The sequence below is a fragment of the Flavobacterium sp. J49 genome (genome assembly GCF_011742145.1).
Classification (GTDB): Bacteria; Bacteroidota; Bacteroidia; order Flavobacteriales; family Flavobacteriaceae; genus Flavobacterium.
Map to the genome: position 1 here is coordinate 1 of NZ_JAAQQU010000063.1, position 311 is coordinate 311.

The following is a 311-nucleotide window of genomic DNA, read 5'->3' on the forward strand; positions in this document are numbered from 1 at the left end:
AATATACCGTTGTTGCTAACAACCCCTGCACCGCTGAGTGTTTGTGATAATGACACCAATCCGAATGACCAATACCACAGTTTTGATTTAACGGTTAAAGATGCCGAGATTACCCAAAACTTAAGCGGTTATACAGTGGTTTACTATCCAAGTTTGGCTTTGGCACAAGCCGGAGGCGCTACGACCATTACTGATTTTACAGCTTATACCAATATAGCCCCTGCAGTACAAACCTTAGGAGTGGTAGTTACCAGTGCCGCAGGATGTCAAAGTATCACCACTTTAGACATTAGAGTCTTGCCGGTACCGAC

Annotated in this window: 1 protein-coding gene; it reads left to right on the forward strand. The window is 44.4% G+C overall.

The genetic code is table 11. From position 1 onward, the window contains the following. Positions 1-311, forward strand: a 311-nt coding sequence (locus tag HA632_RS01795) for a hypothetical protein (protein WP_176305535.1), incomplete at both ends; no start/stop codon positions are given.